Raw genomic sequence first — 1,211 nt, 5'->3', positions numbered from 1 at the left:
TACGGCAGTATCTGTATTACAAAGTTCTAAAGTGCCATCAGTTCCAGCATCATTTACATCAGATAAAGAAACAGTGACAGTTGCAGAATTAGTTCCACATGAATTGTTTAAAGTATATGTATAAACACCTTCAGGATCTGTGTTAGGGTCAAATATTCCTGTTCCGCTGGTTAGTGCAGGTGACCAAGTACCACCAGTTTCAGGTGTGCCAGAAAGACTATCAAATAAATTAACCGTATTTGTTGAATCACATAAATTAAGTGTTCCGTCATTTCCTGCATTAGGTGCTTGTAAAATAGAAACAGTAACTGTTGCCGTAGCATCAGGACAAGTAACTGTTCCGCTAGAAACAGTATAGGTATAGGTGTCAGCAGCATCAACCATTGGGTCAAACATTCCTGTTCCACTAGCAAGTGCAGGGGACCAAGTACCACCAATATCAGGCGTACCATCTAAACTGTCAAATAAGTTTACGGCAGTATCTGTATTACAAAGTTCTAAAGTGCCATCAGTTCCAGCATCATTTACATCAGATAAAGAAACAGTGACAGTTGCAGAATTAGTTCCACATGAATTGTTTAAAGTATATGTATAAACACCTTCAGGATCTGTGTTAGGGTCAAATATTCCTGTTCCGCTGGTTAGTGCAGGGGACCAAGTACCACCAGTTTCAGGTGTGCCAGAAAGACTATCAAATAAATTAACCGTATTTGTTGAATCACATAAATTAAGTGTTCCGTCATTTCCTGCATTAGGTGCTTGTAAAATAGAAACAGTAACTGTTGCCGTAGCATCAGGACAAGTAACTGTTCCGCTAGAAACAGTATAGGTATAGGTGTCAGCAGTATCAACCATTGGGTCAAACATTCCTGTTCCACTAGCAAGTGCAGGGGACCAAGTACCACCAATATCAGGTGTACCACCTAAACTGTCAAATAAGTCTACGGCAGTATCTGTATTACAAAGTTCTAAAGTGCCATCAGTTCCAGCATCATTTACATCAGATAAAGAAACAGTGACAGTTGCAGAATTAGTTCCACATGAATTGTTTAAAGTATATGTATAAACACCTTCAGGATCTGTGTTAGGGTCAAATATTCCAGTTCCGCTAGTTAGTGCAGGGGACCAAGTACCACCAGTTTCAGGTGTGCCAGAAAGACTATCAAATAAATTAACCGTATTTGTTGAATCACATAAATTAAGTGTTCCGT

The 1,211-nt window shown here is 39.2% G+C and carries 1 pseudogene; it reads right to left on the bottom strand.

The features are described 5' to 3' along the window. Positions 1 to 1,211, bottom strand: a pseudogene (locus VDP25_RS17580) (hypothetical protein); the annotation flags it as partial.

The sequence above is a fragment of the Winogradskyella sp. ECml5-4 genome (assembly GCF_036903175.1).
In the GTDB taxonomy this organism is placed as follows: Bacteria; Bacteroidota; Bacteroidia; order Flavobacteriales; family Flavobacteriaceae; genus Winogradskyella; species Winogradskyella damuponensis.
The sequence above is the reverse complement of the archived record's forward strand: the minus strand, read 5'-3'. Positions and strand labels throughout refer to the sequence as shown.